Genomic DNA, 23406 nt, shown 5'->3' with positions numbered 1-23406 from the left:
TAGGTAGGGCGGCCCGTCGTCATCCGGCGTCGGGTGCCAGGCTAGACCCGACGTCGTCGACGGACGTCTGGTCCGCAGAACCATGGCCCGCAGACCCGTCGTCGAGCGCACCGTGAGGAACACTCACTGCCACTGCCATGCATCGAGCTGCACCAACGACACGTTGGTGCGGTCGTCGGTGTCGACCAGCTGGACCACGACCTCGGCGACCGCTCTCGGGTCCAGCATCAGGTCGCGTTGCTCCTGCGAGAGCTCCGCACCGGGCATGTTCTCTCGGAACCCCGTGTCGACCTTGTCGAGCACCACGGTCGACACCTTGACGCCGTGCGGCCGGAGCTCGAGAGCCATCGACTCGGACAGTCCGTGCACAGCGTGCTTGGTCACCGCATAGGGTGCCATCGCCTGCGAGGGAAGGTGCGCCCACACGGAGGAGAGGTTGACGACGTGCCCGCTGCCCTGTTCCTTCAGGATCGGGCTGACCGCACGAGCCACGTTGACGTATCCCATGACATTCGTCTCCCACGACCGGCGCCAGTGGTCCAGCTCCGCTCCTGACGGAGAGCCTGGGTAGGCGACCCCCGCGACGTTGAAGACCGCGTCGAGACGCCCGAACCGCTCGTGAGCCCGCAGCACCGCACTGGATACCGCCTCGTCGTCGGCGATGTCTCCCGACGCCAGGACGAGGTCTAGACCGTCGCCTTCCGCTCCGGCGAACGTCGACTGCAGTGACGGGCCGTCGAGCGAGTGGAGCAGCATGCCCGTCCATCCCCTCCGGTGGAGGGCTCGTACGATCTCTCGACCGATCCCCCGCTCGGCGCCCGTGACCATGGCGACGCGCCCCCGTGCTCCCACCGTGCTGTGATCTGCCCGAGGCGTCATGGTCCGACCTTTCGTGCTGCGCGAGATGATGGGGCCCGGCCGTCCCGGACGGGGGACGTGCCAGAGGATCCCGAGCTCGGGGGGCTGCCCGGCGCAGAGGTGCGACGCATGACGATGTTGGTGGCCAGGAGCGCACCGACAGTCACGATCGCTCCCACGACCTGTCCACCGGTCGTGTGAGATCCGCGTACCCACTCGACGCCGAACGCGGTGAGTGGCACCAGGTTCATGAACAGCACGCCGTTGCTGGCGCCCAGCACAGCGACCGCGTGGTTCCAGGTCAGCACGGCGACCACGGTCGCCGGCAAGGCCATGTACAGGATCTGCGGCGAGACCGAGACCAGGTCGTCCATCGACAGGGGCGGGCGCCCCCGGGCGAGCACCCAGGCGATCACGACCACTGACATCGAACCGAGCATGCAGGTGAGCGTCGTGAACCGGAGCAGGCTCATCTCGCCGAACCGGCCTCGACTCGTCGTGTAGACGACCCACGCGACCACACCTGCGAAGGCGAGCGCCGCACCGGCACCGACGCCTGCGTCGAGCACCGCTGCCGGGTTGCCGTCGCCGAGCACCATGGCGATGCCTACGACAGCGACCACCGCGAACGCGAACACCCCTGCGTGGGGGCGCCTCCCTGTCCGGATCCACATGACGAACAGGGTCACCATGGGCACGGTCGCCATGACGAGGGAGATCACCTGCGGCGTAGATCGCTCGAGACCGGCGTAGACGAGCAGGTTGAAGCCGGCGAAGCCGAGGGTGCCGGTCAGCCACAGAGCACCGAGCCGGCCGCTCGGGAGCAACGCGCTCGGCCCCTCCTTGGCCGCAAGAACTACCATGAGCACCACCGAGGCGATCACGAATCGCGCGGCCGTGAGTCGGAAGGGATCGATCGTGTCGAAGGCTGACTGGGCGACGGCGAACATGCCGCCCCAGGCCAGCGCAGTCACGAGACCACCCCCGACGGCGAGACCGGTCCTGCTCATCTGGAACCCCCTGTAGTATTCGAGTATTCGCGAACACTCGAACACTAGCCCTGCGAACGACTGCGAAGCAACATGAGCTACCTCCCGCACCCCCGGACCGCCGACGTCGAGCTGACGTCGGTCCTTCGCGCGCTGTCCGACACCACCCGGCTGGCCCTGCTAGACGAGATCTCTCGGCACCCGGGAAAGTCCTGCGGCACGTTCGAGACCACGATGGCCAAGTCGACGCTCTCGGCGCACTTCAAGACCCTGCGTTCAGCAGGGCTGATCCACCAGTCCGTCGGGCCCGGCAACTCGCGGCTGAACTGGCCACGCACAGACGAGATCGACGCCCGGTTCCCGCGGCTCGTCGCCACGGTGCTGGAGGCGTACTCGACGGTCGAGAGCCCCTCTCTCTGACCCGCCGGACGGGACGGACAGCCCAGCACCCAGACCGGCCCTGCCAGGCCGCTGGCCTGGACGATGGCCTGGACGATCGACCCTAGAGCGCGACCCCGACGAGCACAGGCTCGGGCACGAGCTCGATGCCGAAGGCGGCGTCGACACCGCCCCGGACCTCTCGCGCGAGCCGCACGATGTCGTTCGCGGTCGCGTGCCCACGGTTGGTGAGGGCGAGCGTGTGCCGGGTCGAGACCCTCGCGGCACTGTCCGGCCCGTCGACGCCGTATCCCTTGCCGAAGCCGGCACGCTCGATGAGCCACGCGGCCGAGACCTTGACGACGCTCGGGTCGATGGTGCCGAGGGCCGGGCCTGTCGTCGTGGTCGGGGTCGCCGTCCGCACGGGGAACACCGGGACACCCTCGGGCAGGTCCGCGACGAGGTCTGCGGGGATGATCGGGTTGGTGAAGAAGGAGCCGGCGCTCCACCGGTCGTAGTCCGGCTGGTCACCGGTGTCGAGCAGCATGCCCTTGCTGCCCCGCAGCTCGAGGACGGCGTCACGCACAGCGCTCGTCTCGGCGCGGGCGCCCTCCTCCACCCCGAGGCGGCGGGCGAGCTCGGGGTAGACGATGGGCGTCGAGAGCGTCCCGATGCGCAGCTGGAAGCTCACGTCGAGGACGACATAGCGCGGGCTCGGGTACCACGGCGCCCGCGGGTCGACATCGCCCGGCTCGCCTGCGCGCGAGTGCGGCATCTGCGTCGAGCGCTTGAGCATCGACGTGCGGTAGCCGAAGTCCAGGTCGACGAGGGACAGGGTGCGCACACGACCGCGCCCGCGGTCCCAGACCCTGACGTTGGCGACAGAGCCGGAGATCTCCTGGCCGTAGGCACCGATGTTCTGGACCGGGGCTGCGCCGACGGTCCCCGGGATGCCCGAGAGCGACTCGACACCGACCCAGCCACGGTCGATCACCTCGGCGACGAGCTCGTCCATGCTGTGCCCAGCCGGCGCCGTGAGGTTCGCACCACCGCAGGAGTCGGCGCTCTCGACCCGCAGCCCGGAGCGCTGGTCCTGGATCACGACCCCGGAGAAGCCCTCGTCGGCGACGAGCAGGTTGGAGCCGCCGCCGAGGATCAGCACGGGCTCACCCGCGTCGTCAGCAGCACGGACGGCATCGATCAGCTCGGCCTCGGTGGTCGTGCGGACCAGGGTGTCCATGTCCCCGCCGACGCGCAGCGTCGTGAGGTCGGCGAAGGTGGGCTCGGCCAGTGTTCTCAGGTCCTCGGTCACCCCGCCAGTTTAAGACTCCGAGCCCTGTCTGCGCTGCGCTGGGCAGGTGAGGATCTAGCGCAGGCGAGCTGACAGGAGCCAGACCGGCGGGGCAGCACGCCTCAGCCGCGCGAGCGGGCCTCGGCCCGGGCGACGTCGTCGTCCTCGTCCATGAGCACCTCGACGGCGAAGGCGTCGGCGACCATGTTCTCGGCCACCGCCATCTCCATGCCGAGGGTCGTGGTCTCGGTCCGGCGCTCGTCGTCGGTCGGCGCCGAACCGTCGACCCGCGTGCTGTCGCCCTGGGCACCCGTGGTGTCCTCGGGGACCAGGCGGGCGACGTGCTTGGACAGCAGGATCGATAGCACCACGAACACCGTGATCCCGGTGAGCGTCTGGCGCGCACCGATCGACTCGGCCAGCAGGCCGACCACCGGGGGCGCGACGAGCGAGGACATCGAGGCGAAGGCCGAGACCACCGAGACACGGGCGGCGGCCTTGAGCGGGTCGTCCGAGGCGGCCGCGATACCGACAGGCACAGCCAGGGCCGCGCCGAAGCCCCAGAGGACGACGCCGACGGCGGAGACCGCGAGGGTCGGGCCGAAGCCGAAGAGCAGGAGGCCGACCATCGAGACCACGCCCGAGGCCCGCAGCACGAGCACGCGCCCGTAGCGGTCGATGAGCCGGGTGCCAAAGATCCGCACGACGGTCATGGCTGTGACGAAGGCACCGAAGACCAGCGCACCGGTGCTCTCCGAGGCCGCGAAGCCGTCGACGACGCTGATCGCCAACCAGTTGTTGGCCGAGCCCTCGGACAGCGACGCGGCGAGGATGACCACACCGATGAAGAGGGTGCGCGGCTCGCGCCAGGCACCCAGTGCGGACGCCAGGCTGGCGCGCCGGGCGCGGACCACGGCACGGGCACCTGTCGTCCCCGGAGCAGCCTGGACCACGCCGCCGCGAATCTCGGCCTTCTGCACCCGACGCACCCGGGCTGTCGACGCGCGCTCCCAGCGGACCTCGCCAGCGAGGTGCGTGTCGTGGATGATGTAGCGCACCGAGACCAGGCGCCAGACGAGCGTCAGCGTGGTCATCACGAGGAACTGCACCACGACGGGGACCTCGAGAGCCGAGGACCCGGCGCCGATGAGCGACCCGAGGACGGCGCCGATCGAGAAGGCTGCGTGGAACTGGGGCACGATCGCCCGGCCCATCCGCCGTTCGACGCTCGCCGTCTCGACGTTCTGCACCACGTTGAGCAGCGCGATGCTCATACCGTTGAGGAAGATGCCCACGACCAGCACCCAGGTGTGCCCGACCGCAGGGCCGATGCCCTCGAGGGCCAGCGCGAGGAAGCTCGACGAGGCCGCGAAGACGTAGACGGGCGTCCCGCCGAAGCGCAGCACGATCGACCCCGCGAAGGTCACCATGACGAGGGAGCCGACGGCTCCGGCCAGCATCACGGCACCGAGGTCGGCTGTGGTCAGCCCGAGCATCTCCCGGATGGTCGGCAGGCGCGCCAACCAGCTCGAGGTGTTGACCCCGAGGATGAGGAAGAGCCCGAGGAGGGCGATGCGCGCGTGGTGGAGGGCGCGGTCGGGGGAGGTCGAGGCCTTGATCGTTCTGTTCCTTCGCTGTCGAATCGATTCGAACGCCCGCCACGATACTGATCGAATCGTTCCGAGGCTTGCTGACAATTGTCAGGTACGCTGGCGGCGTCCGTCAATCAGATGCGCCCAGGGGAAGCGAGGATCACATGTCGGCTCACCGTCCGACGCTCGCGAGCGTCGCCGAGGTGGCCGGTGTCTCGATCTCGACAGCCTCTCTCGCCTTCGCCGCCTCCGGGCCGATCGCCGAGAAGACCCGCGCCCGCGTCATGGCCGCAGCCGAAGAGCTCGGCTACCGCGGCCCGAACCCGCTGGGGCGCCAGCTGCGCTCCGGCCGCTCGGGCATCGTCGGCGTGGTCATCGGCGACAAGCTGCGCCGGTCGTTCCGCGACCCTGTCTCCGTCCAGGTCCTCGACGGCCTGGCCAGCACCCTCGGCTCCCTCGGCCTGGGGGTCCTGCTCATCCCCGGGACGAGCGACGAAGAAGGCCTGCAGACCGTCGACCCGCTCATCGAGACCGCCGCGATGGACGTCGCGATCCTCATCTGGGGTGTCCACGCGAACGACAAGAGCGTCGAGGCGCTCGAGCGCCGCGGGGTGCCGATGGTCGTCGGCGAGGGTCGCCCGCTCGAGGGCGCCCCGCTCGTGGGGATCGACGACCGCGGCGGCACCGCCGAGCTCACGCGCTACCTGACGGATCTGGGCCACGAGCGCATCGCCGTGGTCAGCCTGCCCTTCTCGGCCGACAGGCGCTCGGGCGAGGCCACCTCCCTCGACGACATCGAGTGGACTCCGACGCGCAACCGCCTCGCGGGGATGCACGACGCCGGGGTCGACCCGGTGCTCGTGTGGGAGACCGAGGCGTCGCTCGTCGAGCACGGCCATGCCGCCGCGATGGAGGTGCTCTCCCCCGAGCGCTGGCCTGACGTCTCCCAGCGACCGACGGCCCTCGTCGCCCAGTCAGACCTGCTCGCGGCCGGGGCGATCCTCGGCGCACGCGAGCTCGGACTGCGGGTGCCGGAGGACGTGTCGATCGCCGGCTTCGACGGCCTCGACCTCCCGTGGCTCGGGGCCGACGTGCTGACGACCGTCCGTCAGCCCCTCGCCGACAAGGGGGCCGCCCTCGGCCACGCCGTCGAGGGGATCCTCGCGGGCGACGAACCTACGGTGACGATCCTCGACGTCGAGCTCGTCGTCGGCACGACGACAGCACCCCCAGCGCAGAGCTGACCAAGCCCGCGTCTCCCAGAGTCACGAGGTCTCACCCAGAATCACGAGGTCTCCCCCGAGTCGCGAGGTCGTACCCGTAGGCACGAGGTCTCACCCGTGGGCACGAGGTCGCCCCGGAGTCGCGAGGTCGTACCCGTGGGCACGAAGTCTCACCCGTGGGCACGAGGTCGCCCCGGAGTCGCGAGGTCGTACCCGTAGGCACGAAGTCGTACCCGTAGGCACGAAGTCGTATCCCCAGTCACGAGGTCGTACTCGGTGGCACGAGGTCGTCCGGACACGCCAAAATCCTGAGGATCCGCGGGAGATACCGCGTGTCCGTACGACCTCGACGAAGAACGTGCGACCTCGTGGGTATCAGCGCGACGTCGACGAAGGACGTGCGACCTCGTGCGCGAGCGTGCGGGGTTGGACATGAGCGCGCTACCTCATGCGTGAGCGCGCTACCTCGTGCGCGAGCGCGCTCCCTCGTCAGAGGAAGACCTCACCGGGCTCAGAGGGCGACGACGGCCTGAGACTTGCCGAGGACGCGGGCACCCTCGAAGGTGACCGTGAGGTCGACGCGTGCCGTGCGAGCCTCGAGGTCGATGGCGCCGATGACGGCCGACACCTCGACCACGGCCTCACCCGGGTTCGGCACGGGGACAGGTCGTGTGAATCGCGTCTGGTAGTCGACGACCCGACCCGGGTCGCCCACCCAGTCTTCGACGAGGGCAACGGCCGTACCCATGGTGAACATGCCGTGGGCGATCACACCGGGTAGACCCACGCCCTGGGCGAAGGCGTCGTTCCAGTGGATGGGGTTGAAGTCTCCGCTGGCACCGGCGTAGCGGACGAGCCTGGAGCGGTCGACGGCGACAGTCCTGGTGCCGACGACGGACCCGACCGTGAGGGTCGTGATGTCAGGGACGGGGCTGAGCGTGGTCACAGACCCTCACCTCGGACGGCGAGCGTGGAGCTCACGCTCGAGACGAGCTCGGCACCCTCGGTGCTGGGCGCTGCCTGGCTGGTCGCGGCGTCCGCGTCGGCGGGCAGGGCGTAGATGTCGCAGCGTGTGCTCACCATGGCGAGGCCGGCGCGCTCGGTGATCGACACGACGTGCAGGACCGTCACGAGCTCGTCGCCGGCGACGATCGGACGGTGGTGCACGAACCTCTCGTCGGCGTGGACCACGCGAGAGAAGTCGACCCCCGCCTCGGGGTCCTCGATGTACTGCGCCTCAGCGCGCTGTGCCACGAGGACCGCGAAGGTCGGGGGTGCGACGATGTCCGGATACCCCAAACCCCGCGCTGTGACCACATCGTGGTGCGCGGGGTGGGACGAACCTACTGCAGCAGCGAACTCACGGATCTTCTCTCGGCCAACCGAGTACGGGGCATTGGCCGGATACTCGCGCCCGACGTAGTCGAGGTTGACCGAGGAGGATGTCATCGCTGCGCTGGTGACCGAGAAGGTCAGCGGGTCTCGCGGTGCGGGTTGTGCTTGCTGCAGCGCGGGCAGAACTTCGCGAGCTCGAGACGGTCGGGGTTGTTCCGACGGTTCTTCTTCGTGATGTAGTTCCGCTCCTTGCACTCGACACAAGCGAGCGTGATCTTGGGGCGAACGTCTGAACTCTTGCTAGCCACGGTCGTGCCACCTCTCGCGCCGCCGGGGGCGCTACGAACTTCGGATGACGCACACCGCCGGCCGGCGCGCGCGTGTTGCCAGTGCTGGTAGCGGGGGCGGGGCTCGAACCCGCGACCTCACGATTATGAGCCGTGCGCTCTGACCAACTGAGCTACCCCGCCGCATCGATGTCCAACGTCTGACGCAGGAGACATAGTCCCACGCCTGACGCCGACACACCAACAGAGCCCCCGATGGGAATCGGACCCATGACCTCAGTCTTACCAAGACTGCGCTCTACCACTGAGCTACGGGGGCAGCGCGGGAAACATTACATGCTCAGGGGCTGGTAGACGAAATCGGCTCCGTGTGGTTCCGATCACGGCCCTGACGCTCCGCGAACGACAACGATACAGCAGCCCAGGAGTGCTTCTGCACACCGCTGCCGAGAGCCCGTCGTACCCCCCGGAGAGCACCGCCAGACGGCGGGTTCGCGCGGGATCGGGCGCGGCCAGCTCGCGCCGGCCTCACAGGACCGGCAGGGTGCGCCGGGGTCCGCGCGCAAGGCCGGTGGGCGACGACAGTGCGCGCACGCCGGACCCGCGCGTGACGGCGCAGGCACTCACGACCGGTCAGAGCAGAGGAGAGCAGAGCAGGCTGCACCCCGACGCCAGACCCGGGAAGCACCGAAGGCGCCACCCTGACGGGTGACGCCTTCTCGTGTGGCAACTGAGGGATTCGAACCCACGTAGTCTGTGACGGCTGATTTACAGTCAGCTCCCTTTGGCCGCTCGGGCAAGTTGCCGTGATGACTTCTGCGGGTAGATCGCGCTGGTCAGCAGCCGGACGAGCCGGATGCAGCCACCTACGCTGCAGGAGCACCCCAACAATACAAGAGGGTCCGGCCAGGACGAAATCCGTGGCGCGAAGGTGTCGCAGGACACCCTGACCTGGCAGGCACCAGCGGCGTACGGTGGCGACGTGACGACATCTCCAGCCTCGCCCACTCCCGCCACCCCGGGGAGTGCCGACGGACCGAGCGGCACCGCCACCGACGCCTCGGCCAGCACCGCCACGACAGACTCAGCCCGCGGATCAGCGCGCTGGGGGCTCACGCTCGGCATCGCCAGCTACGCCATGTGGGGCACGCTCCCCCTCTACTTCCCGCTGCTCCAGCCAGCCGGGGCGCTCGAGATCATCGCGCACAGGATCGTCTGGAGCCTGCTGTTCTGCCTCGTGCTCCTCCTGGCCACCCGGCAGATGCGCGGCTACCTGGCGGTCATGCGCTCGGGCCGCATGCTCGCCGTCCTCTCGGCCGCCGCAGTGCTGGTCGCGGCCAACTGGACCATCTACGTCTTCGCCGTGACGTCGGACCACGTGGTCGACGCTGCCCTCGGGTACTTCATCAACCCGCTCGTCACGGTCTTGCTCGCGGTGCTCGTGCTCAAAGAACGGCTGCGCCCTGCCCAGTGGGTGGCGCTCGGCTTCGGCGGTGCCGCGGTGGTGGTCATCACCGCAGGGCTGGGGACAGTGCCCTGGGTGGCTCTCGGTGTCGCCTTCTCCTTCGGGTTCTACGGGCTGCTGAAGAACCGTGCCGGCCGGACCGTCCCGGCGATCCCCGGTCTCGCGGTCGAGACGACGGTCCTGGCCCCCGTCGCCGTCCTCTACCTCCTCTGGCTGGGCGCACAGGGCACGAGCACCTTCGTCCAGGAGGGCACGGGACACGCGCTGCTGCTCGTGTCCTCAGGCATCGTCACCGCGCTCCCCCTGCTGTGCTTCGGCGCGGCCGCCCGCCTGCTGCCGCTGAGCGTGGTCGGGATGCTCCAGTACCTGGCGCCGATCATGCAGCTCGCGCTCGGGGTGCTCGTGTTCCACGAGGAGATGCCCGTGGTGCGCTGGGTCGGGTTCTCCCTCGTGTGGTGCGCCCTGGTGCTGCTCACGGTCGACGCACTCAGGTCTCTGCGGGTCGCCCGCGTCGCCCGCGTCGCGCAGCGCTGATCTCGCCACCCCGCTCACCGTCTCACCCCGCCTGCCGCTGCTGCCGTCACGCTCTCCTCGCTGCCCTCTCGGGCCCCGCTGAGCACGTCCTGCCGGGTGCCCACGAGCGTCGTCCACACCCCCTCACGCGCCCTGCGCGCATCAGATACCGTTGCCTGAACCCCTATCCCGTCTCACGAGGAGTCTCACCGTGGCCGATTCATCGATGGACATCGTCAGCAAGGTCGACCGCCAAGAGGTCGACAACGCCCTCAACCAGGCGGTCAAGGAGGTCGCGCAGCGCTACGACTTCAAGAACATCGGCGCGTCGATCGCCTGGAGCGGCACCGAGAAGATCGTCATGATCGCGAACTCCGAGGAGCGCGTCCTCGCGATCCTCGACGTGCTGCAGTCCAAGCTCATCAAGCGTGGTGTCTCGCTCAAGCACCTCGACACCGGCGAGAACGAGCCGCAGCTGTCCGGCAAGGAGTACCGCCTCGAGGCGACCCTCAAGGAGGGCCTCGCGGGCGAGAACGCCAAGAAGGTCACCAAGCTGATCCGCGACGAGGGCCCCAAGGGCGTCAAGACGCAGATCACCGGCGACGAGGTCCGCGCCACGAGCAAGTCGCGCGACGACCTGCAGGAGGTCCAGGCGCTCCTCAAGAACGCCGACCTCGACTTCGCCGTGCAGTTCACCAACTACCGCTGACCGTGCCGCTGCCCCGCGTCGTCGCGACGGACCTCGACGGCACGCTGCTGCACTCCGACGGCTCGTTGTCGGAGCGGTCACGTGTCGCGCTGCGCGCCGTCGAGGACGCCGGGGTCCACGTGCTCTTCGTGACGGCGCGCCCGCCGCGCTGGCTCACGGGCCTGGCCGACGCGATCGGCGGGCACGGGCACGTGATCTGCCTCGGCGGCGCGGGGGTCTTCGAGGTCGCGACGTCGCGGGTCAGCGAGGTGCACGCCTTCGGCGAGACGGCGGTCCGCGAGGTCGTCGCCGACCTGCGCCGCGCGGTCCCGGGCATCGCCTTCGGCCTCGAGGGGCCTGACGGACCGTCCTTCGACCCACGGTTCTACGCCGAGGACGACCATGTCGTCGCGGAGGCGCCCCGGGTCCCTGTCGAGGACCTGCTCGACCAGCCTGTCGGCAAGCTGCTCGCACGGCACCGCGAGATGCCCGACGAGACCTTCTTCGACGCCGTCCGCGAGACCGTCGGCGACCGCGCGATGCTCGCCTTCTCGGGGGCCGCGGGTCTCGCCGAGATGACGGCTCCGGGCGTCACCAAGGCGACCGCGCTCGAGCACTGGTGCTCGAGCCGCGGCATCGACGCAGCCGACGTGTGGGCCTTCGGCGACATGCCGAACGACCTGCCGATGCTCCGCTGGGCCGGTCGCTCGATCGCCGTCGCGAACGCGCACCCCGACGTGCTCGCCGCCGCGACCCACAGCACGACCTCGAACGACGACGACGGCGTGGCCCGAGCCCTCGAGGCCCTGGTCCCCGACGTTGTCGAACCTGAGGTCGTCTCTGAGGACCTCACCGAGGAGCTCTCGGGGAGCGTCGAGCAGGACGCAGCCCCCGAGGCCGTCTCCTGACCTGGGTCCACGCCGGATCCTGACCCGGTCCGTCGATCGACGCGGCGGTGCACTCCCTCTCGGGAGGCACCACCACGCGGGCTGGACGCGTGACCGCGCTGCTCAGAAGGTGAAGCGCCGCACCTCGGTGCGCAGCGCCGACGCCATCGCGGCGAGGTCGTTGACCGCTGCCTGCGTCTGCGCGGCTGCCTCGGTCGTGAGCGTGGCGGCGCCCGAGACACCCGTGATCGTCGCGGCGATCTCGCCGCTGCCGTCGGCAGCGACCTGGACCGAGCGGCTCATCTCGGCCGTCGTGGCGGTCTGCTCCTCGACCGCCGACGCGATCGAGAGCTGGAACTCGTTGATCTCGGAGATGATCGTCGAGATCTCGCTGATCGCCTCGACGGCCCCGCTCGTGTCGGACTGGATGGACTCGACCCGGCGCGCGATGTCCTGCGTCGCGCGGGCGGTCTCCTGCGAGAGCTCCTTGACCTCGTTCGCGACGACCGCGAAGCCCTTGCCCGCCTCACCGGCGCGCGCGGCCTCGATGGTCGCGTTGAGGGCGAGCAGGTTGGTCTGCTCGGCGATGCTCGTGATGACCTTGACGACGTCCCCGATCTCCCGCGACGAGATGCCCAGACGGCTGACCCGCTCGGTGGTCTGCTCGGCCGAGGCGACTGCCTGCGCGGCGACGCGCGCCGCGTCGTTGGCGGACTGCGAGATCTCCCGGATCGCGGCTCCCATCTCGCCGGCGCCGTCGGCCACCCGGCCCACGTTCTGCGACACCTCGTCGGCCGAGGCTGCGACCACGCCCGACTGGGCCGAGGTCTCCTCGGCGGCCGAGGCGATCTGCGCAGCCGTCGCTGAGAGCTCTTCGGAGGCCGCGGCGACACCGTCGGCCGAGCCGACGACCGAGGACATGACCGACCGCACGTCGAGGATCGCGGCGTCGAGGGCCTGCGCCATGCGTCCGATCTCGTCGCCCGAGGTGACACCCGTCGTCGCGAGCAGGTCGCCCTGCGCGAGGCGGTCTGTGGCCTTCTGCACGCGGCGGACGTCGCGCAGGATCGCGCGGGTGACGAAGAAGGCCAGGAGCCCCGAGGCGAGGATCCCGACGGTGAGCGTCACGGCGACGAGGATCATCGCGGCGCGCGCGTTGGCCGCACCCTCGGCGGCGCGGCTCTCGCCCTGCGCGGCCTGGGCCGTGGTCTCGGCTGTGAAGGGCTCGACGAAGGCCGTGATCATCGGCCGGATGGTCTCCTGAAAGTTCGTCGCGAACCCGGCGTCGTCGCCGGCGTCGGCGAGCGAGAAGAGCTCACCCTCCGAGGCCTCGTAGAAGGCGTCGAGCTTGCTGCGGAAGGAGTCCATGCTCGCGCTGTCGATCTCGAAGGGCGCGTAGTCCTCGATGAGCGCGTCGATCTCGCCCCGGCGCTCGGTGAGCTCGGTGCGCAGGACCTCGCGGGTCTCCTCGTCGGCCATGCCGTACTGGGTGATGCGGGCTCGGTCGCCCTGGAACGCACGCTGGATCTCGCCGAGCACCACCATCGGGGCGACGTTCTCCGTGTAGAGCTGCGCCTGGCCGTCACGCAGCGACGCGATGCGCTGGACCGCGAGCAGTCCGGTGACGAGCGCGGCGACGGCCATGAGGGCGATCGCGGCACCGATCTTCAGACCGAGAGGTCGGTTCGACAGGGAGTGCCACGGGCGGCGGGGGGTGGACGGCATGAGCGTGCTCCTCGATGAACATGGGCGCACCCTGGCGGGTGCTCCACACTCATCGGCCACGCACGTCACGCTGTGACATGTCCCCCGGGTGATATCCGGGGGACGGTGTGACACGGCGTCGGCCGCGCTACCCCGACCTGTCAGTACCGGGTGATCGGCCCGTCCTGCGTCCCCCGGCGGCCTGCAGGTCCGCCGGCCATGCGCTCGAGCCGCTGGATGCGCTCAGGCATCGGCGGGTGGGTCGCGAAGAGCCTGCGGGCCCCACCCCCGCGGAAGGGGTTCGCGATCATCATGTGCGAGACGTCGACGAGGCGCTGGTCCTGCGGCAGCGGCGCACGCTGGGTCCCGGACTCGAGCTTGCGCAGCGCGGAGGCCAGGGCGAGCGGGTCACCGGTGAGCTTGGCACCGTCTTCGTCGGCGTCGTACTCGCGGGTCCGCGAGATCGCGAGCTGCACGACCGTCGCGGCGAGCGGGGCGAGGAAGGCCATCGCGAGCATGGCGAGCGGGTTGCCTCCGCGGTCGCGGTTCCCACCGAAGAACATCAAGAACTGCGCGATCCCGGTGATGACACCGGCGAAGGCCGAGGCGACCGACGAGGTGAGGATGTCGCGGTTGTAGACGTGCATGAGCTCGTGACCGAGCACGCCGCGGAGCTCGCGCTCGTCGAGCAGCGTGAGGATCCCCTCGGTGCAGCAGACCGCGGCGTTCTGCGGGTTGCGGCCCGTCGCGAAGGCGTTCGGCGCGGCTGTCGGCGACACGTAGAGGCGAGGCATGGGCTGGCGGGCGGCGGTCGAGAGCTCCCGCACGATCCTGTACATCGCGGGCTGCTCGATCTCGCTCACGGGGCGCGCGTGCATCGCGCGGATCGCCAGCTTGTCGGAGTTCCAGTACCCGTAGGCGGTCGTCGCGACACCGATGCCGCAGAACAGCACGAGCATCGTGCCGCTGCCCTGCCCCACGAGAGCCCACAGCCCGAGCAGCACGGCCCACATGAGACCGAACAGCACGGCCGTCTTGAGTCCGTTGTAGTGCCTGTGCCCCATCGTGCCCACCTCTGGTCTGAGTCCTGCGTCGTCTATCTGCCACAACGCACGAGCCCCCGTGGGCGTTCCCGTCTCCAGGAAGCTCACAGGGACTCGTCAGCGGCCGGTCAGCCGGGCCCGTGCAGCCGGGCCGGGGCCGTACCGACGCCGGCCAGGCCAGGGTCGGTCACGCCAGAGCCCGTCAGGCTGGCGTCGTTCAGCGCCCGAGGGTGATGTCCAGCATCTCCTCGCGCGAGACGACCTTGATGCGCTCGCGCCCGACGGCCTCGCCGAGGGCACGCTCGTGCGCGTCGAGGAGCTCCCAGCCCGACCACTGCACGACCTCGACCCCGCGGTCCGCGAGGAACCCGGTGATCGCGTCGGGCGAAGGCTGGGTCGCTGAGACGAAGCCGTCCTGGACGCTGTCCTCGACGAGGTGACGGATGGTCTCCGAGGCGTCGGACTTGGTGTGGCCGATGAGGCCGACGGGGCCGCGCTTGATCCAGCCTGTGCAGTACACGCCCTCGAGGTGCTCGCCGTCGAGGTCGAGGACCCGGCCCTCGGCGTTGGGGACGACACCCTTGACGTCGTCGAAGGGCAGCTCGGCGAGCGGAGAGCCGAAATAGCCGACCGCGCGGTAGACGGCCTGGACGGGCCAGTCGTGCGTCTCGCCGGTGCGGCTGACCGTGCCGTCGCCGTTGAGGCGGGTGCGCTCGGTGCGCAGCGCGTCGACCTTGCCGTCGCCGTCGGTGTCGAGGATCTCGGCCGGAGCGTGCAGGAAGTGCAGGTGCAGGCGACGCGAGGCGGAGAAGGTCGACGGGTCCTTGAGGGTCCAGTCGGTGAGGGTCTTGACGACCTGCTTCGTCTGGTTGGACGAGCCGATCGCGGCCATCGAGCCCTCGTCGAACTCGAAGTCCTCGGGGTAGACGATCACGTCGACGTCGGGGACGTGCCCGAGCTCGCGGAGCTCGAGCGGGGAGAACTTCGCCTGCGCGGGGCCGCGGCGGGCGAAGACGTGCACGTCGGTGACGGGCGAGGCCTTGAGGCCCTCGTAGACGTTCGCGGGGATCTCGGTGACGAGCAGGTCGTCCGCGTGCTTGGCCAAGACCCGGGCGACGTCGAGAGCGACGTTGCCGGCCCCGATGACCGCGACCTGCTGCGCCTCGAGCGGCCAGGTGGTCGGGACGTGCGGGTGGCCGTCGTACCAGGACACGAAGTCGGCCGCGCCGTAGGAGCCGTCGAGCTCGGTCCCCGGGATGTCCAGGGGGGCGTCGGTGATCGCACCCGTCGAGAAGATCACCGCGTCGTAGAACTCGCGGAGCTCGTCGAGCTTGATGTCGATGCCGTAGTCGACGTTCGACAGCAGGCGGATGTCCCCGCGCTCGAGCACCCTGTGCAGGGCGGTGATGATCTGCTTGATCCGCGGGTGGTCGGGCGCGACGCCGTAGCGCACGAGACCGAAGGGCGCGGGCAGCCGCTCGAAGAGGTCGATGGAGACGTCGAGCTCCGTCTTGGAGAGGATGTCGGCGGCGTAGATGCCGGCCGGTCCGGCCCCGACGATCGCGACGCGCAGCTGACGGTCAGTGCTCACGGAGATGCATGCCTTCCGGTAGGTGTCCCGAGCGCGGCTCGGCAGAGTGGTGCTCCTGGTACTTAGTCTAGGCTTACCCGCGCCGCTCAGGGACGACGGAGGGCCCTGGACAGGCGCACCAGGGGCTCAGCCCGCGAGGCGCAGGCTGTCCTGGATCTCACGGACCTGGCCGAAGAACGCCTCGGTCTGCGGGCCCGTGCACGTGCCCGTGACCTGCACGACGTCGAAGACCGGGCCGTTCTCGAGCACGCACATGCGCAGGGCCTGGACGAGCGTGCCGCCCTTGCCGTCGGAGAAGTACCCCTCGACCCGCATGCCGGGCGCCCCGAGGATCTCCACCGAGTCCTCACGCAGGGTCTGGCTGAACCTGGGCAGGGCCTTGAGGCTCTTGTTGACCGCCGCACGCGAGTCGGCGACGGTGTGCCCGACCCCGAACCTCTGGACTGTGACCAGCACGTTCGGCCGGAACTGCCCCGAGGGGACCTCTGCGGCGAGGGCCAGCGGCAGCCCGACACCGGCGAGGGCGACCCAGCCGTCGGGCTGGTCGATCTCGAGCGCCGGGTACGCCGGGAAGGCCTCGGACGGGAAGGCGAGCGTGCCGGGCATCAGTCTTCGGAGTCCACGTCGAGCAGAGGGAGGTCGGCCGAGGTCACCAGGCGGGAGGTCACCGCGTACTCGACGAGCCGGGCACGACGGTTGGTCGCGAGCTGCTTGGGTCCGCCGCGCAGACCCTTGACACCCATGCGGTCCAGCTTGTCGCACACGTTGTCGAGCTTGCGGTTGAAGCGGGTCGTCGCCCAGCCCAGGCGCTTGGCGGCCTCGGCGGTCGACGGGATCTCGCTCAGACCGGCGCCGTCGCGCTTGAGCATGGGCTCGCAGAGCGCGACGATCAGCTGCTTCTGGCTCGTGGTGAAGGAGATCACGCCGATGGTCGTCTCGCCGATGAGGGGGTCGTCGGTGAGGACCTCCTGGTAGGGCGAGCCCTCGAGGTGGGCCAGCAGCTCGTAGGTGGTCGGCCCTGCGGTGAAGACGATCGTGGTCGTCTTGAAGACGATGGGCAGCCTGTTGCCGGGCGAGAGCCACGACTGCACGCCGCCGCTCGCGTCGCAGATGGTCGCCGAGATGAGCGACCCGACGTTCGAGAGCCACCAGATGCCGTCCACGTGCGTGATGCGCAAGAACCTGCGGTGCAGGTAGGGGTTGTCGTCGACGGAGAGGTCGGCCTCGCGCCCGATGTCGAAGGGCTCGTCGAGGGACGGCTTGAACCACTCGCCGCAGTAGTCAATCGCCAGCTCGGTCATCGCAGAAGTCCACACTCTCTCTCGTGCCCCGTCAGGGCGTCGTGCTCGCCGCCGGGCTCGGTGCCGACGACGCGTGTGCTCGCCCGCTCGACTCTAGCGGGAAGCGCTGTCAGTCGAGGCATGCCCGCGCCGGGGAGCCGGACAACCGGCCGTCCCGGACGATCGCGACCTCGAGGCAGGGGTTCGAGACCCCGAAGGAGTTGACGCTCGCGCTGAGCACGCTCGTCTGGCGGTACTCCTCGGTCGACGCCGAGCCGATCGTCGTCACCGGGCGGTAGGCGTAGGTGTCGGAGGACCCGGGCTCGGGGTTCTCCCACGAGAACACCACCTGGCTCGAGCCGTCGCTGCCCGTCGCAGTCAGCTCGACCGGGGCGGGCACTGTCGAGGCCTCGAGCAGGTCGGGGCGGCTCATCCGCTCGACGACCACCCCGCCCGCGACGAGGAGCGCGAGCACCGCGGCGACCGACGTGATCGCCGTCGGCGACCTCCAGCGCGAGAGCCGCCTCGGCGGCTGCTGCTGCGTGGGCGCGAGCGTGCCGATGCTCAGGCCGGCCGGCTGGCCAGGCCCACCGGGCGATCCCGCCTGGGCCTGCGCGACGGCCGGGTCGACCGGACCGACGACCCCGTACCCCGTGGTCACGGGCTGCGCGGCGGGCACCGCGTCGGGGTAGGCGACGGACGGCACGTAGGGCGAGCCGCCGACGCGCCCGTAGCTGCTGCCCGTGAAGGAGTCGCTGCGGTGGCCCGAGACGGAGTCGACCATGACGCCGTCGCCCGTCGTGCCGGGCTGCAGACCCGAGCGCCAGGAGTCCTCGGAGTGGCCCACCCCGTAGCCCGGGTGGAACCTGTCGCTCGCGAGCCGGATGCGGGTGCCGCCGTCGCCGGTCTCGTCCTGGCCGTCGGTCGGGTCCCTGTCACCGGACAGGTGCGAGATGGTGGTGCTCGTCGAGTCGTCGATGATGTCGATCGACGTGGACGTGAGGTTCAGTCCCGACTGGACCCGCTGGAGGGCGCGCCCGAGGTCGAGCATCGAGGGGTACCGCATGTCGGGTGACTTGGCCATCGCCGCACCGAGCACCTGCTCGAGCTCGGCCGGGACGTCACCGCGGCCGATCGGCGGGAGCGGCTCGTGCGTGATGCGCTGGACGAGCGCTCGCTGGGTGTTGTTGCCCCCGGGGACCTCGAAGGGCGAGCGCCCTGCGAGCAGCGTGTAGATGGTCGCCCCGAGCGACCACACGTCGCTGCGCACACCGCTGCGAGGCTCGGCCGTGAGGTTCTCGGGCGGGGACCACGGGACCGACATGCCGTCGGCCCCGGCCTCGCTCTGCTCGATGGTCGCCGAGATCCCGAAGTCCGTGAGCGCCGGGTGCCCGTAGTCGGTCACCAAGATGTTCGCGGGCTTGATGTCGCGGTGCACGATCCCGTTGCGGTGCGCGGTCTCGACGGCCCCGGCGATCTGGATGCCCACGCGCAGGGTCTCCGCCACGCCGAGAGGCTCGCGCTTGTACCTCGCGGACATGGTCGAGCGGGAGCAGTACTCCATGGCGAGGAACAGCCGGCCGTCGTCGGTCACGTCGGTGTCGAAGATCGTGACGATCGAGGGGTGGCTCGACAAGATCGCCATCAGGTCGGCCTCGGCCGTGAAGGCCGCCCGGGTCGCCTCGTCGGCCCGCTGCGGGAGCAGGACCTTGATCGCGACCTTCCGACGGGGGCGCAGCTCCTGGTAGAGGAAGACGTCGGCGAACCCGCCCGAGCCGATCACGCTCAGGTACTCGTAGCCGGCGATCTCCGGCGGCGCCGAGGGCGGCCTGCGTGCTCTCATGCAAGACCCTCGAAGGTCAGCCGGACCCCGTCGCCGAGGTCGGCGACGTCACCGCTCATGACGAGGGTCGGCTCCTGCGGGTGCAGGCGGCGCGGCGGCTGGCCCGGGCGCAGCAGGGTGGTCCCGTTGACTGTCGTGAGGTCGACGAGGAGGACGTTCCAGCCCTCGAGGCGCACCTCGAGGTGCGAGCGGGAGATGTCCTGGCTCGGGCTCGGCACAGTGACCAGGCGGGGAGCCTGGGCCTGGGCCGTGACCACGTGGGCCTGCGGGTACCGGCCGAGCACGAGAGGCTGCTCGAGCTCGACGACGTCGCCCGTCGAGAGCACGACCCGGCCCAGCGACGGCCTGGGGACCACCTCGGCCTGCGGGTTGAGACCGCCGCCGCACACGGCGCAGGTCGAGCGGACGGGGGTGTTGGCGTGGCCGTAGGCACAGCTGCGGGCCAGGATGGTCGGCACCTGGGAGGGAGCCGCAGCCGGGGCGACCTCGTCTGCGGCAAGCGGGGTACCGGGCAGCTGGACGGTCCACTGCGGGCCTGAGCCCTGCGGGTACAGCGGCGCTGCCGGTGCCGGCGGTGCTGCCGGGCTCGGCGCAGACCAGCCGGCCTGCTCGGGCGCCCGGTCCGAGGTGGGCACGGGGCCGGTCCCTGCGGGGAGCGCCTCCCCCGGGGGCATCTGCGGAGCCGCCTGGTACACCGGGTACGGCGCGTGGCCTGCGGGTGCCGGCTGGTCCGGGTGCTGGTCCGCGACCGACGGCGCAGGCCACGACGCGGCGGCGGGCAGCGGAGCGGCCGGCGCCGGCTCCGGCGGGGGCGGTGGGACCGGGGGCAGCCCTGTGCTCGGAGCGGGCACGGAGGGCGTCACCGCGCTCCCGCCCGCGCTCTCGTCGCGCCCGGCCGCGTCGTGAGCGGCCTCGTCGGGAGCAGCCTTCTTGAACCGTGCCTCGTCGAAGCCTCCGGTCTCGGTCTCGGCCGAACCGGTCTCGTCGACCTGGGCTGCACCGACCGCGCCGTCTCCGCGCTCGCCCTCGTCGAGCCCGGGTTCGACGGGCTCGGCGTGGTCGGGGCCGGTCTCGGCGACTGCTGCGGCGCGCGCAGCGAGCACGCCGCGCACTCCTTCGAGGGAGAACACGGTGTCTTCGAGGTCGTCGTCCGACTCGGCCTCGTCGTCCGAGACGGCCTCGTCGGTCGAGACAGCCGCGCCTGCTGAGACGGCCTCGTCGTCGGTCTGCGCGCCCGACGGCACCACGGCGGGTGCCGCACTGCCCTGGACGTCGTCGGCCTGCGGTGCAGCCTCGTGCGCGGAGGTCCCCTCGACCTGCTGGATCTCGTCGGCAAGACATTCCGGGGGCGCGTCCTCGGCTGAGGCCTCGCCGGTCCCGGAGTCGCCGGTCACGGGTTCGTCGCCGGCCGGGTTGTCGCCCGCGAGCTCGTCGGTCGGCGCCTCCGGGAACTCCCCGAGGGTGCGGGCGAAGTCCGGCTCGGCGGGGTGGACGGGGACCATCGCCGGGTCGAGGCCGGAGACCTGCTCCTCGCGCTCGGCGTCGGCAGCCCGTGCGTCCTCGCGCAGCTCGCCACCCTCGCGCACCTCGTCGTCCGCGCCGCTGTCCCCGACGGCGGCGACGGCAGCGACGGCTGCGACAGCCGCGAGCCCGTCCTCGTCGATCGTGTCGTCTGCGGTCCCGACAGACGCGACATCCGTCGCCGACGCCCCCGCTGTCGCACCGGCCTCGTGCGGGCGCTGCCAGCTCACCGAGCGGGCCGTGACGACGCCCGTGGTGAGCGCGAGGGTCAGCGCCGCCTCGAGACCGGTCTCTCCGACGGCGAGCTCGTAGCGGTCGACGTCGGTGAAGCGCTTGTCGGCCCAGGTGGTCATGCCGAAGGCCTCGATGGTCTCGCTGCCGACCTCACCGGCCAGGTGGACCGAGACCCGGCCACGGGCCACGACGTGCAGGACCCCGGTCTCCTCGCCCTCAGGGCCGGACTCGTGGACGACCACGCCGAAGTCCGGGAGCTCGCGCAGCGACGGGTCCAGGACTGTCGTGAGGCTGTCGAGCACGTCGGCCATGCCGTCAGGGCGCCCGAGGGTCTCGAGCGCGGACCAGATGGCCGAGACCGCTGTCGGCTCGACGGCGTCGTCGAGCAGGACGACCACGCCGGGCCTGACGAGGGCGAAGGCCGTTCCGGGCGCGTAGCTGATCGACATCTCTTGTTCATCCTCACACCGGGGTCGGCAGCGCCGCGTGCTCGCGCTGCCGTGGACTTGGTTCTGCCTGGACGGTACTGCGTGGTCGCCCGCTCTGCTACGCGGAGACGGACCGTCCCGTCCAGCTTCCCTGCGGGGGCGGCGCGGGGACCTGGCCTGCGGGGGTCGGGGCGACGTCCACCACGACCACCGTGACGTTGTCCCGGCCACCGGCGAGCAGGGCCGCGTTGACGAGCTGGTCGGCGGCGAGCTGGGGGTGCGGCTGCTGGCGGAGCACCTCGGAGATCTGGGCGACCGAGACGTCCTCGGTGAGACCGTCGGAGCAGATGAGCAGTCGCTCCCCGGGCACGATCGGCAGGCTCCAGCAGTCCGGCTCGGGCTCGACGGTCCCGCCGAGCGCCCGGGTGATCACGTGCCTGCGGGCGAAGGTCCGCGCCTCTTCGGGCGACACCTCGCCGGCGGCGACGAGCTCCTGGACGAGGGAGTGGTCGACGGTGATCTGCTGGAGCTCGGAGTTCAGGAAGCGGTAGGTGCGGGAGTCTCCGACGTTCGCGACGAGCCAGGTGGGCACCCCGTCACGCTGGACGACCACGGCCCCGGTCATCGTGGTGCCGGCGTGCCGTCCGGGCTGGGTCGCGATCTGGGTGACTGCCCGGTGCGCCTCGCGGATCGTGGCGTGCAGCTCGTCGAGGGTCACGTTGTCGGACTCTGCGAGGGCGCAGAGGACCTCGACGGCCGCGGCGCTCGCCCGGGCGCCGCCCTCGTGACCACCCATGCCGTCCGCGACGAAGTAGACCCCGCGCTCGGCGTGGAAGGCGTCTTCGTTGGCGGCCCGGCGCCGGCCAGGGTGCGTGGTCGCACCCCATCGCAGGGCGCTGACGGCGTGCCGCTGATCCACTGCCCGTCACCTGCCTGTCGGTCTGTCGGTCTGTCGTGCACCGACGTCTCGCGGTCCGTGCTGGGCCGCGTCTGTCGGCGTCCTGGGGGCGCCGCTCCGCCCGTTCGGGCAGGACTGACGCTAGTCGCCTGTACGGGGTGCTGCGATGGGGACTACTCCCCCGCAGTCACGGGGCTCTCCGGCGTGCGCGGACTGACGTGTCGTGCGAGTCAGGGCCACGGTCGCCGAGCAGGACGCGAGGGGTCGCGTCGAGCGTCTCGACGTCCGCCCGGCGCACCCGGGGCGACGAGCCGTCGCCCCGTGCTGCCCAGCCTGTCGGGGGGTCAGGCTGTCCGGTCGACCAGGGACTCCGCGAAGGCCACGAGGGCGTCCTTCACAGGACCGTCCGGGAGGGGGACGAGCTCGGCGACGGCATCCTGCGCCCAGGCGACGGCCTGCGCGCGGGTCTCCTCGACGACGGGGTGAGCACGCAGGGCCGCGACGGCCCCGGCGAGCGCCTCGTCGGAGCTGAGGTCGGAGTCGAGGAGGGCGAGGATCGCGAGGTCCTCGGGCGACGGCTGGGCGCTCGCGGCGACGTGGCTGCGCAGCAGCAGGACGGGCATGGTCGGCACGCCCTCGCGCAGGTCGGTCCCCGGAGTCTTGCCGGTGAGCGCACCGTCGGAGGTGAGGTCGATGACGTCGTCGGCCAGCTGGAAGGCGACGCCGACCTTCTCGCCGAAGTTCGCGACGATCTCGACGATCTCCGGGCGGCACCCCGCGTACCTGGCACCGAAGCGCGCGGAGGTCGCGATGAGCGAGGCGGTCTTGTCCGAGAGCACCTGGAGGTAGTGCTGGACGGCGTCTTCGTCGGGCCTGGGGCCCACGGTCTCGTGCAGCTGGCCCAGGCACAGCCTCTCGAAGGTCTCGGCCTGCCAGCGGACGGCCTCGGGACCGAGCCCGGCGACGGTCACCGAGGCCCGCGCGAAGAGGAGGTCGCCGGTGAGGATCGCGACAGAGTTGCCCCACACCTCGTGCGCGGCGGGTGCGCCGCGGCGCAGGGGCGCGGAGTCCATGACGTCGTCGTGGTACAGGGTCGCCAGGTGGGTGAGCTCGACGACGACGGCTGCGTCGATGACCTCGGGCCTGGCGGACTCGCCGAGCTCGGCGGTGAGCAGCGCGAGCAGGGGGCGCAGGCGCTTGCCCCCGGCGTCCACGAGGTGGCGGGAGGTCGTGTTCGCGAGCTCGTCCGCGTGCGTCACGGAGTCGCGCAGACGCTCCTCGACGTAGGCGAGCCGTGCGGCCAGCCTCTCGGCAAGGTCAGGGTCCGGCACAGGCAGCCCGATCGAAGCAGTAGTCAC

The 23406-nt window shown here is 70.8% G+C and carries 21 protein-coding genes and 3 tRNA genes; 5 read left to right on the top strand and 19 right to left on the bottom strand.

The genetic code is table 11. From position 1 onward, the window contains the following. Window positions 1–123 precede the first annotated feature (123 nt). Window positions 124–828: an SDR family oxidoreductase gene (locus tag ASG53_RS17860; RefSeq protein WP_235534004.1), complete on the bottom strand. Its 705-nt coding sequence runs from the start codon at window positions 826–828 to the stop codon at window positions 124–126. 47 nt (window positions 829–875) lie between these two features. Next, window positions 876–1868: a DMT family transporter gene (locus ASG53_RS17855; RefSeq protein ID WP_056136619.1), complete on the bottom strand. Its 993-nt coding sequence runs from the start codon at window positions 1866–1868 to the stop codon at window positions 876–878. Between the two features lie 72 nt (window positions 1869–1940). Here ASG53_RS17855 and ASG53_RS17850 point away from each other — a divergent pair, with 72 nt between their 5' ends. Then, window positions 1941–2267 (top strand): winged helix-turn-helix domain-containing protein, encoded by a 327-nt coding sequence (locus ASG53_RS17850; RefSeq protein WP_056136617.1) that lies wholly within the window; start codon window positions 1941–1943, stop codon window positions 2265–2267. An 82-nt stretch (window positions 2268–2349) separates the two neighbouring features. On the opposite strand, the gene ASG53_RS17845 is transcribed toward ASG53_RS17850, so the two are convergent. Both ASG53_RS17845 and ASG53_RS17840 read right to left on the bottom strand, forming a co-directional pair. Continuing rightward, complete coding sequence (locus tag ASG53_RS17845; protein WP_056136616.1) at window positions 2350–3537, bottom strand: UDP-N-acetylmuramate dehydrogenase; 1188 nt, start codon at window positions 3535–3537, stop codon at window positions 2350–2352. A gap of 101 nt (window positions 3538–3638) precedes the next feature. Further along, window positions 3639–5012, bottom strand: a complete 1374-nt coding sequence (locus tag ASG53_RS17840) for an MFS transporter (RefSeq protein ID WP_235533989.1) — start codon at window positions 5010–5012, stop codon at window positions 3639–3641. Between the two features lie 260 nt (window positions 5013–5272). On the opposite strand from ASG53_RS17840, the gene ASG53_RS17835 reads away from it, so the two are divergent. After that, window positions 5273–6352 (top strand): LacI family DNA-binding transcriptional regulator, encoded by a 1080-nt coding sequence (locus tag ASG53_RS17835; RefSeq protein ID WP_056136614.1) that lies wholly within the window; start codon window positions 5273–5275, stop codon window positions 6350–6352. 490 nt (window positions 6353–6842) lie between these two features. Here ASG53_RS17835 and ASG53_RS17830 read toward each other — a convergent pair whose 3' ends face one another. The 6 genes from ASG53_RS17830 to ASG53_RS17810 form a co-directional block, all read right to left on the bottom strand. Further along, window positions 6843–7277, bottom strand: coding sequence for a MaoC family dehydratase (locus ASG53_RS17830; RefSeq protein WP_056136611.1), 435 nt, complete (start codon window positions 7275–7277; stop codon window positions 6843–6845). Next, window positions 7274–7780 (bottom strand): FAS1-like dehydratase domain-containing protein, encoded by a 507-nt coding sequence (locus ASG53_RS17825; protein ID WP_056136610.1) that lies wholly within the window; start codon window positions 7778–7780, stop codon window positions 7274–7276. Before ASG53_RS17825 ends, ASG53_RS17830 begins: the two co-directional genes overlap by 4 nt. A gap of 23 nt (window positions 7781–7803) precedes the next feature. After that, a complete protein-coding gene (gene rpmG / locus ASG53_RS19665) occupies window positions 7804–7974 on the bottom strand; it encodes a 50S ribosomal protein L33 (protein WP_082544193.1) in 171 nt (56 codons plus the stop codon). An 85-nt stretch (window positions 7975–8059) separates the two neighbouring features. Further along, window positions 8060–8136, bottom strand: a tRNA-Met gene (locus tag ASG53_RS17820). Window positions 8137–8200: 64 nt separating this feature from the next. Next, window positions 8201–8272, bottom strand: a tRNA-Thr gene (locus ASG53_RS17815). A 405-nt stretch (window positions 8273–8677) separates the two neighbouring features. After that, window positions 8678–8759: transfer RNA gene (locus tag ASG53_RS17810), tRNA-Tyr, on the bottom strand. A gap of 176 nt (window positions 8760–8935) precedes the next feature. On the opposite strand from ASG53_RS17810, the gene rarD reads away from it, so the two are divergent. The 3 genes from rarD (at window position 8936) to ASG53_RS17795 (ending at window position 11527) form a co-directional block, all read left to right on the top strand. Beyond that, complete coding sequence (gene rarD / locus ASG53_RS17805; RefSeq protein WP_082544247.1) at window positions 8936–9952, top strand: EamA family transporter RarD; 1017 nt, start codon at window positions 8936–8938, stop codon at window positions 9950–9952. A gap of 190 nt (window positions 9953–10142) precedes the next feature. Then, window positions 10143–10640 carry a YajQ family cyclic di-GMP-binding protein gene (locus ASG53_RS17800; RefSeq protein WP_200945532.1) on the top strand — a complete coding sequence of 166 codons (498 nt, stop codon included), beginning with the start codon at window positions 10143–10145 and terminating at the stop codon, window positions 10638–10640. Between the two features lie 2 nt (window positions 10641–10642). Next, complete coding sequence (locus ASG53_RS17795; protein ID WP_082544192.1) at window positions 10643–11527, top strand: Cof-type HAD-IIB family hydrolase; 885 nt, start codon at window positions 10643–10645, stop codon at window positions 11525–11527. Between the two features lie 102 nt (window positions 11528–11629). On the opposite strand, the gene ASG53_RS17790 is transcribed toward ASG53_RS17795, so the two are convergent. From ASG53_RS17790 to ASG53_RS17750, 9 genes are all read right to left on the bottom strand, one after another. After that, window positions 11630–13231 (bottom strand): methyl-accepting chemotaxis protein, encoded by a 1602-nt coding sequence (locus ASG53_RS17790; protein ID WP_056136606.1) that lies wholly within the window; start codon window positions 13229–13231, stop codon window positions 11630–11632. A gap of 140 nt (window positions 13232–13371) precedes the next feature. Then, window positions 13372–14274 carry a zinc metalloprotease HtpX gene (htpX, locus tag ASG53_RS17785; RefSeq protein ID WP_056137090.1) on the bottom strand — a complete coding sequence of 301 codons (903 nt, stop codon included), beginning with the start codon at window positions 14272–14274 and terminating at the stop codon, window positions 13372–13374. 196 nt (window positions 14275–14470) lie between these two features. Continuing rightward, the gene (locus ASG53_RS17780) at window positions 14471–15844 is read right to left on the bottom strand and encodes an FAD-dependent oxidoreductase (RefSeq protein WP_056136604.1); all 1374 of its coding nucleotides are present in this window, start codon (window positions 15842–15844) and stop codon (window positions 14471–14473) included. A gap of 126 nt (window positions 15845–15970) precedes the next feature. Next, window positions 15971–16450 (bottom strand): LpqN/LpqT family lipoprotein, encoded by a 480-nt coding sequence (locus ASG53_RS17775; RefSeq protein WP_056136602.1) that lies wholly within the window; start codon window positions 16448–16450, stop codon window positions 15971–15973. Beyond that, window positions 16450–17145, bottom strand: coding sequence for a hypothetical protein (locus tag ASG53_RS17770; RefSeq protein WP_056136600.1), 696 nt, complete (start codon window positions 17143–17145; stop codon window positions 16450–16452). Before ASG53_RS17770 ends, ASG53_RS17775 begins: the two co-directional genes overlap by 1 nt. Window positions 17146–17254: 109 nt before the next feature. Further along, window positions 17255–18967, bottom strand: coding sequence for a serine/threonine-protein kinase (locus ASG53_RS17765; protein ID WP_056136598.1), 1713 nt, complete (start codon window positions 18965–18967; stop codon window positions 17255–17257). After that, window positions 18964–21171 (bottom strand): FHA domain-containing protein, encoded by a 2208-nt coding sequence (locus tag ASG53_RS20455; RefSeq protein ID WP_056136596.1) that lies wholly within the window; start codon window positions 21169–21171, stop codon window positions 18964–18966. The genes ASG53_RS17765 and ASG53_RS20455 overlap by 4 nt, the downstream gene beginning before the upstream one ends. 97 nt (window positions 21172–21268) lie before the next feature. After that, entirely contained in the window at window positions 21269–22069 is an 801-nt protein-coding gene (locus ASG53_RS17755; RefSeq protein WP_056136595.1) for a PP2C family protein-serine/threonine phosphatase, read from the bottom strand. A gap of 323 nt (window positions 22070–22392) precedes the next feature. Further along, window positions 22393–23406: a polyprenyl synthetase family protein gene (locus ASG53_RS17750; RefSeq protein ID WP_056136592.1), complete on the bottom strand. Its 1014-nt coding sequence runs from the start codon at window positions 23404–23406 to the stop codon at window positions 22393–22395.

The sequence above is a fragment of the Sanguibacter sp. Leaf3 genome (assembly GCF_001425965.1).
Classification (GTDB): Bacteria; Actinomycetota; Actinomycetes; order Actinomycetales; family Cellulomonadaceae; genus Sanguibacter; species Sanguibacter inulinus.
Note: the sequence above shows the minus strand (reverse complement) of the source record. Positions and strands in the feature narration are given on the sequence as shown.